This window comes from Actinomycetota bacterium (genome assembly GCA_040905475.1).
Classification (GTDB): domain Bacteria; phylum Actinomycetota; class AC-67; order AC-67; family AC-67; genus DATFGK01.
In genome coordinates, this window is the sequence record JBBDRM010000087.1 from 22,598 (window position 1) to 30,320 (window position 7,723).

Consider the following 7,723-nt stretch of genomic DNA (forward strand, 5'->3'; position numbering starts at 1 on the left):
GCGTCTCATGCACACGCCGGTCTGCGACATGCTCGGCATCGAGTTCCCGATCTTCGCGTTCAGTCACTGTCGCGACGTGGTCGCCGCCGTGAGCAAAGCCGGCGGCATGGGCGTGCTCGGCGCGGTCGCCTTCGCGCCCGACCAGCTCGAGGTCGAGCTGGCATGGATCGACGAGCACGTCGACGGCAAACCGTACGGGGTGGACGTCGTGATCCCGGCGAAGTACGAGGGCGCTTCGTTCAACGCCTCGAACATCGTGGAGGAGCTGCAGAAGCAGATCCCTGAACGCCATAAGCAGTTCGTCGAGGACCTGCTCGACAAGCATCACGTCCCCAAGCTGCCCGCCGATGACGCCGCGCCCTCGCCGCTGCTCGGCTGGACCGACGCGACCGCGCGCCCGCAGCTCGAGGTGTGCTTCAAGCACCCGATCTCGCTGCTGGTCAACGCGCTCGGACCGCCGCCCGAGGATGTCGTCGAGGAGGCGCACTCGCGCGGCGTGAAGGTCGCGGCGCTCGTGGGCCGGGCCGACCAGGCGCTGCGTCAGAAGGAGGTCGGCGTCGACATCATCGTCGCGCAAGGCACCGAGGCCGGCGGTCACACGGGCGAGGTCGCCACGATGGTGCTCGTACCCGAGGTGGTCGATGCCGTCTTCCCAACGCCGGTGCTCGCCGCCGGCGGGATCGGGAGCGGCCGGCAGATGGCGGCCGGCATGGCACTGGGAGCGCAGGGCGTGTGGACCGGTTCGATCTGGCTGACCGTTGCCGAGGCCGACACGCCCCCGGTCTCGAAGGAGAAGCTGCTGGCCGCGTCGTCCCGCGACACCGTGCGTTCGCGGGCGATGACGGGCAAGCCGGCTCGCCAGTTGCGGACGGCGTGGACCGAGGCCTGGGACGCCGAGGACTCGCCGGGCCCGCTGCCGATGCCGCTGCAGTGGATGCTGACCGCCGACGCGCAGCACCGGATGTTCCGCTACCAGCCTCGGGAGCTGACGGGGTTCCCGGTGGGGCAGATCGTCGGGAGCATGAATGAGGTTCGCCCCGCCCGCGAGGTGGTATACGACCTGGTAACCGAATGCGCGGAGACCTTGGAGCGGCTCAAGGGCCTTCTGGAAGAGTAGAGGTCTCACCCTGGCGTGCGCTTCTCCGGGGGCTGACGCGACGATGCCCGCAGTGCGGTCGGGGGAAGCTGTTCCGCCGTTGGTTCACGCTCGCCGAGCGATGTCCCCGCTGCGGGCTTGTCTTCGAGCGCGAGGAAGGCGCTTTCCTCGGCTCCCTCGCGATCAACTACGGGGTCACCGGCGTGAGCACGATCGCGACCGTCGGCGTGATGCTGGCGCGGTCGCTTCCCGACCCGTCCATCTTCACGATCACCGCCTCGGCCATCCTGATGACGCTCTTCCTGCCGCTCCTCTTCTATCCGTTCGCGAAGACCACCTGGGCGGCGATCGACCTCCTGATGCACCGTAGCCGGGGGCGACATGAAACCCCGGCTCCGGAACGCCCGAGGTCAGGGTGAACCCCGCGCTCGCGCGCCGCGCATGCCATGATGGGGAGCGTTCGCTGAGAGGAGGTTCCATGCAGTGGCAGGTCACGTGTGAATGCGGATACCGCGTCAACGGCACACAGGAAGAGGTGGTCGCCACCATCCAGGAGCACGGCCGCGCCGCCCACGGCCGCGACCTGACGAGCGAACAGGTCATGGCCATCGCGGTTCCCCACGGGTAGCCGCCCTCGATCGCCATGGCTGACGTGAACGAACGCCCGTCGGCCGATATCAGCGGGCTCCCTGAGCCGCTTTCCGAGATGCCTTGGTCGGCCGACTTCGTCATGCAGGCGATCGAGATCCTCGCAGTCGCTTACCGGGACGACCGAGTGGTTTACCTGAAGCCCGAACACGCGGACTCATTCATCATCGGATGGCCGGCCGGCGCGAAGCCAGAAGCGGTCTCGTTGCACGCGCTCGCCCGACTCGGCCTCGAGCCGATCGTGCTCCATTCGACTTCCTGGCGGCATGCCGGGTCGGAGGCCGTGCTCACCTACCTCACGGTGGTCTCGCCTGCGGCCGGGGCGCCGCCCGGTTGGATCGCGATCCCTGTAGGCCGCGCCGAGCTCGCACGCGGTGACACGACCGCGCCGCCGCCGACGATCGGCGTCGAGCAGGTCCTGGAGCACGCGCTTCGCCATCTCGCCTGGCTCGTGAAGGACGACCCCGCGATCTCGGCCACGCTCCCGGAATGGCGCGAAGTGCTGTCGGATTACACGCCGGAGCCGTTCCGAGCGCTCGGCGGGCCGCCGGGCGCATAACGTGCCCTTCTTCGCCAACGATGGGCTCAACCTCGCCTACGAGGTTCACGGGTCGGGTCTTCCGGTGGTTATGCTCCACGGCGCCGCCGTGAACTTCGCAGGCAACTTCGGCGCGTGCGGCTGGATCGACCCTCTCACGTCACGAGGGCTTCAAGTCATCGGCCTCGATCTCCGCGGCCACGGCGGCAGCGACAAGCCTGCCGACCCCGCGTTGCACGGGACCGATGCGCTCGCGCGGGACGTCATCGCGCTCCTCGATCACCTCGGGATCGAGCAAGCCTCGATCGTCGGCTATTCGATCGGAACGACGGTGGCGCTCCACCTTCTGCACACCCACGCGGGCCGGTTCCGCGCCGGCGCGCTCGTCGCGACTGGGGAGGGGATCATCGGGCTCGGCCCGTACTCCTTCCCGGAGAGGAACCCGCCGCTCGCGGAGATCCTCCGCCGTACCGAGTTCCCCGACGATGTTCCGCCACATGTCTCGTTCTACTGGACGTTCGCCGAGCAGGTCGCAGGAGATCGCGCCGCGGTCGCCGCGTTCTTGAGCGGCGACTTCCCGCCGTGCTCGATCGAGGATGTTGCGACGATCGACGTGCCCGTACTCGTCGTGAGCGGCGACCAGGACGTCGTGCTGGGGACCGGCCGCCGCGTCACCGAAACGCTGCCGCGCGGGAATTATCTCGAAGTCGCCGGCGCCGACCATTTCACGCTGGCAGTGAACGAGGATGTCCAGCGCGCGGTGGCCGACTTCGTGGTCGGCGCTTCACGTTAGCGCCGTTCCTCACGATCTTCTCGGAATCGTCCTCACGCGGCGGCCGTCTTACCATCGCCGTACGGTCACCAAGGAGGTCGTTTGCCTCGCCTGTACGATCGCGCCGTCGAGGTTTTCCGCAGCCGCCACTACAGCCCTCAGACGCAGAAGTCGTACCTCCACTGGATCGGCCGGTACCTCCGGTTCCACGGCGGTGCCGATCCTCGCACGCTGTCCGAGGTGGACGTCAACGCGTTCCTGAGCGATCTGGCCGTCACCCACAAGGTCGCGGCCGCCACCCAGAACCAAGCGCTGGCTGCGCTGCTCTTTTTCTACGAGCATGTCCTCGAGCGGCCGCTCGACCGCGTCGAGGGGGTCGTGCGAGCGCGGAAGCCCAAGCGGATGCCCGTCGCTCTCACCCGGGACGAGGTAGGTGTTATGTTCGAGCATCTCGAGGGCGTCCCGCTCCTGGTATGCAAGATCCTCTACGGCGCCGGGCTGCGCTTAACGGAGGGGCTTTCGCTGCGCGTGAAGGACCTGGACTTCGGCCGGCAAGAGTTCCTCGTTCGCGACGGCAAGGGAGCCAAGGATCGGGTCACGATGCTGCCCGAGGCGCTGCGCGGGCCGCTGGAGCAGCACCTCCGCGTCATTCGCAGACAACACGCGAAGGATCTGGCTCGGGGGCTTGGACGCGTGCCGATGCCGACCGCTCTCGCGCGGAAGTACCCGAGAGCCGATCGGGAGTGGGGATGGCAATGGGTGTTCCCTGCGACGTCCCACTACCGGGATCGCGAGACGGGGATCGAGCACCGCCATCACCTGCACAAGTCGGTCGTCCAGAAGGCCGTGCGCGCGGCCGCTCGGGGCGTTGGGATCGCCAAGCACGTCACGTCGCACACGTTCCGTCACTCCTTCGCGACCCATCTCCTCGAGGACGGTTACGACATCCGGACCGTTCAGGAGCTTCTCGGCCACGAGGACGTCCGGACGACGATGATCTACACCCACGTCCTCAATCGGGGAGGTCTGGGCGTCTACAGCCCGCTCGATCGGATCGCCCGCCCACGCCGGGCGGATCCGGCATGAGCGAGCCTCGTGCGCCGGGCTTTATACCGACCGGATCCGCGGCATAACGAGCGAGGCCTGAGATGACCGATCTGAAAAAACCCCCTGGTGAATGGTTCCGTTCGAATTGTGGGGCCCGCGCGGAACCTGCGCGTTATATTGACCAGGGCCGGGGATACGCCGGTCTCTATAAGTAGGAGTTAAACGGCCGTGATGGCCTCGGTTACTGCTAAGAGGTCGCGCTGGGTTCTGTTGGCGATTCCGATTCTCGCGGTCGCGTTGTTCGTGGGGGCTTGGACTTCGACGCGAGGCGGGGATTGTGGACCGCCGGGATCCGCGACAGATATGTCGAGGGATCCTCCCTATGAGTCATCCGTGAAGGCTTGGACGAATTCTGCTGGCTGCAAGGTTCGGCGTGACATCGTGGCGCTGCGCTACAACTCGTGCTCGGCCGCGGACATCCGAGAGATCCTGATTGGCACGCCTCTGGGGAACCCGACGACGCATGGAACGACTCGCGTGTATGTGCGCGACCCCAGCGGTCGGTACGGCTCGGCTCCGTTTGACAGGCGGGTGGATCTGCCCGCAGGGGCGGTCGATTCGGGATTTCGATTCGATGCGCAGCAGTTGTGGAGTATTCCTGCCGACGATGATTACCTGTATGTGGTTTCCTCCCAGGGGTAGAGGCTTGGCCAAAGGGGTTTGGGCCAACGTGCGCATGACGCCGTGGTGTCGTGACCGCGCGCCTTTTAACTCGCAGCTGCAACGGACGCCGGCCGCGCAAGCGCGGCTCGCGGCCGATGAGCCGCAGGGTCGTTAGACCGATCATGACAACGAGGCCGCGACTCGTCTTCTTAACGCTCCTGATTCTTCTTTTCGGTTGCAGTGGTGAGTCTTCAACCCCAAAGCCGACCCGGTCTCCATCGCCCCCTACCGGTCTTAAGGGATCTGCTTCGGTCAGCGATCCGGTTGGCGATGTCGCGCTGACGACGGGCAAGGCGCTGGATACATCAGCTGACGTCCGTCGAATCGATTTGATAGCGGATGGGAGCACTCTGCACGTCATCGTGCGCTTTGCCAAACCGCTTCCACCGATCGACGAACGCAGGCTCGAATGCATGTTCACGATGGGTGTCAGGGACGGGTTGGGTTACGTCCTCACGTTTGTTCGATCTACAGAAGCACAACCCCCGACCTTCTGGCTCCTGCAGGGTGGCTTCATCGACCCCAATGTGACCCCAGAGCGTCATCCTTTCACGGTATTCGGCGACCAGTTTTCGGCGCCCGTCCCAGTGAAGCTGTTGGATGGCCTGCCCCCGGTGTTTCTTTGGGCCGGGCGGTGCGGTCGGTACGACAACGCCTCAGGCTCGGAGGACTCGGTCGGCGACGCCGATACAACCTTCAAGGGAACAACGTGAACTCCGTCCGGCCACATGGGGACGGTCTAACTCGCGGCTGCAACGGACCGCGTCGCCGCTTCGCGGCTATCGCGGCCGATGAGCCGCAGGGTCCTTATGCCGACTGGTGGAGAGGGACCCGGACGCGCTCCTCGGGTGATTGAGCCGTGACTGCGATTTCGAAGTTGCGCGGACTCTTCCGCAGGCGTTCTTTCACTGCGCGAATTCGCGAGGTACTTGGACCTCTTGTGCAGGGGAGGGAGCTCCTTGTGGTTGGCGAGGCTGAAAGCGGTCAGAGTCCGTGGCCTTCGTTGCTCGATGGCCAGTATTGGATCTACACGCGCTCTTATTGCTTCGGCATGACCCGTGATGATGTGGCCTTCATGCGGGTTCCGTGGCTGCTGCCGCCACGGTTCATGATCCGTCGGTGGTCCAAGGTGGCGCCCTTGAACACAGTGAAGATCTGGGAGCGGAGATCAAGGGCGGGCTTTCTCATCGCGTCGATCGTTTGGCCGACCGGAGATGTGTTAAGGGTGAAGTTTCCTCCTGCGTGGGTGCCAGAGGGGGAGCGGGTTCTTGATGCCATTGCGGCGGCGCGTGCTCGGGAGGGAATTGGTGATACGGCATAACTCGCGGCTGCAACGGATGCGCCCGCGCGTTGCGCGCGGATCGCGGCCGGATGAGCCGCAGGGTCGTTATGCGGACGGTCTGGCAAGGTGCGGTGTGGTGAGTCGTGACTCAGCCTAAGGTACGGGAAGGTCAACGGGTTCGTTACCGTGGGCCTCTGTTGGAAGATGCCGGTTGTCCCGTACCAGGTGAATGTGGGACAGTTGTTGTGTTCGATGGGGATCCTGACCACATCGTGGTTGCTTGGGATGACGCTCTCACCTCGGTGTGGATGCTGAGCGAGATTGAAGGTGTGGACTCGGCGCGCGCGGAGCCGAATGAGTGATGCCGGCGATCTGGCTTGGTGATGGCATCCCGAACGGGTTGGCTGCGTGGGACGGCGACCGCATAACTCGCGGCTGCAACGGGCCGCGTCGGCACTTCGTGCCGATCGCGGCCGATGAGCCGCAGGGTCGTTAGCCCGACCAATGGATAGCGCAGTCGTAGCGGATCCGAGGTTCAAGCAGTTGTTGGTGCGTGATGGATCCGATTGACCTGTCTCCGGGAGAGGAAGAACTCCTGATTGATGGGCTGAGCGATGACGTTGCCTTCCTGTGGGTACTCATTCATTTCGGGATTCGAGAGAATCCGCCAGCAACCCCTGACTGGCGGCCGACGAAGTCGGATGTTGCTGCGGCCTTCGCAAGCCTCCGGAAGCTCGTTGACGCAGGAGTCGTGCGCGTCGGAAGGTTGGAATACGCCGACGACGGGCCACCCGAGCGTGTTGCCCCGGTGAAGCACGTGGCCGAGGAAGTGACTGAGGCGCTGCAGCGCGTGGAGAAGGCTCTTATTGTGGCAACCGAGGCACGCGATTGGGAGTCTGCATGCTGGGTGGTCAATACGGAGAAGGGCGACGCGATAGCGCGACGTGCCCTCGCGGAACGAGGTCTGTCTTGAGCTCACAACGCGAGCGGGCTAACTCGCGCGTGCAACGGACCACGCGCGCCGTTACGCACCAGGCGAGCTTCAGCGGCATCGGAGCGCGCGTGGCCGCTGACGCGCAGGGTCGTTAGGTTGCCGGAATGCCTGTGCGCAATCTCGGGTCTGACTTGGCATCGGAGCTGCATCGGTCACACCTCAAGTCTCTTGGGTTTCGCAAGGAACGCTCGACCTTCGCACGCGAGCGCGCGGATCACGTCGAGGTCTTCGACATTCAGGGAAGTCAGTGGAACTCAGGAGGCGAACCCTGGCGGTTCTACCTGAACGTGGGCGTTCACTTCCCCGATGTTCCCCTCGACGTTGACTCGCGAGGTATCTGGCGGGGGGTCCACGCGCTCGGTCGGATCGAAGCTATCGTGCCTGGCGCACCCGAATCGTTTGAGGTGGATTCCTCGTCGGTCCAGGGCGTAGCCAGGAAACTCGCCGACCTTATCGTTGCCGCAAGCGAACGCCTCCCGGCTCTACTTGAACGACCTCGCTCGCGGGCTCAGAAAGGCCTAGCCAGTCCGTTGCCTGTGCCCGATACTTGGAACGATGGTGACGCAACCTAACTCGCGGCTGCAACGGACGCCAGCCGCGCAAGCGCGGCTCGGCGCCGATGA

The 7,723-nt window shown here is 65.2% G+C and carries 9 protein-coding genes; all 9 read left to right on the plus strand.

Translation table 11 applies throughout. From position 1 onward, the window contains the following. The first annotated feature begins 7 nt into the window (after nt 1-7). The 9 genes from WEB06_09615 (at nt 8) to WEB06_09655 (ending at nt 7,079) form a co-directional block, all read left to right on the plus strand. Nucleotides 8-1,117 carry a nitronate monooxygenase family protein gene (locus tag WEB06_09615; protein ID MEX2555877.1) on the plus strand — a complete coding sequence of 370 codons (1,110 nt, stop codon included), beginning with the start codon at nt 8-10 and terminating at the stop codon, nt 1,115-1,117. After that, complete coding sequence (locus WEB06_09620; protein ID MEX2555878.1) at nt 1,072-1,515, plus strand: DUF983 domain-containing protein; 444 nt, start codon at nt 1,072-1,074, stop codon at nt 1,513-1,515. Before WEB06_09615 ends, WEB06_09620 begins: the two co-directional genes overlap by 46 nt. A gap of 59 nt (nt 1,516-1,574) precedes the next feature. Then, nucleotides 1,575-1,724, plus strand: coding sequence for a DUF1059 domain-containing protein (locus tag WEB06_09625; protein MEX2555879.1), 150 nt, complete (start codon nt 1,575-1,577; stop codon nt 1,722-1,724). Nucleotides 1,725-1,802: 78 nt separating this feature from the next. Continuing rightward, complete coding sequence (locus tag WEB06_09630; protein ID MEX2555880.1) at nt 1,803-2,303, plus strand: hypothetical protein; 501 nt, start codon at nt 1,803-1,805, stop codon at nt 2,301-2,303. A 1-nt stretch (nt 2,304) separates the two neighbouring features. Next, nucleotides 2,305-3,075, plus strand: a complete 771-nt coding sequence (locus WEB06_09635) for an alpha/beta hydrolase (protein ID MEX2555881.1) — start codon at nt 2,305-2,307, stop codon at nt 3,073-3,075. A gap of 81 nt (nt 3,076-3,156) precedes the next feature. Further along, nucleotides 3,157-4,140 (plus strand): integron integrase, encoded by a 984-nt coding sequence (locus WEB06_09640; protein MEX2555882.1) that lies wholly within the window; start codon nt 3,157-3,159, stop codon nt 4,138-4,140. 354 nt (nt 4,141-4,494) lie between these two features. Beyond that, nucleotides 4,495-4,803 (plus strand): hypothetical protein, encoded by a 309-nt coding sequence (locus tag WEB06_09645; protein MEX2555883.1) that lies wholly within the window; start codon nt 4,495-4,497, stop codon nt 4,801-4,803. A gap of 116 nt (nt 4,804-4,919) precedes the next feature. Then, complete coding sequence (locus tag WEB06_09650) at nt 4,920-5,537, plus strand: hypothetical protein (protein MEX2555884.1); 618 nt, start codon at nt 4,920-4,922, stop codon at nt 5,535-5,537. A gap of 1,125 nt (nt 5,538-6,662) precedes the next feature. Next, the gene (locus WEB06_09655; protein ID MEX2555885.1) at nt 6,663-7,079 is read left to right on the plus strand and encodes a hypothetical protein; all 417 of its coding nucleotides are present in this window, start codon (nt 6,663-6,665) and stop codon (nt 7,077-7,079) included. Nucleotides 7,080-7,723 lie beyond the last annotated feature (644 nt).

Excerpts from the sequence above, each read along its gene's own strand:
- WEB06_09625 (MEX2555879.1), top strand. The coding sequence starts at position 1,575 with ATGCAGTGGCAGGTCACGTGTGAATGCGGATACCGCGTCAACGGCACA.
- WEB06_09615 (MEX2555877.1), top strand. The coding sequence starts at position 8 with ATGCACACGCCGGTCTGCGACATGCTCGGCATCGAGTTCCCGATCTTC.
- WEB06_09655 (MEX2555885.1), top strand. The coding sequence starts at position 6,663 with ATGGATCCGATTGACCTGTCTCCGGGAGAGGAAGAACTCCTGATTGAT.
- WEB06_09650 (MEX2555884.1), top strand. The coding sequence starts at position 4,920 with ATGAGCCGCAGGGTCGTTAGACCGATCATGACAACGAGGCCGCGACTC.
- WEB06_09630 (MEX2555880.1), top strand. The coding sequence starts at position 1,803 with ATGCCTTGGTCGGCCGACTTCGTCATGCAGGCGATCGAGATCCTCGCA.
- WEB06_09620 (MEX2555878.1), top strand. The coding sequence starts at position 1,072 with ATGCGCGGAGACCTTGGAGCGGCTCAAGGGCCTTCTGGAAGAGTAGAG.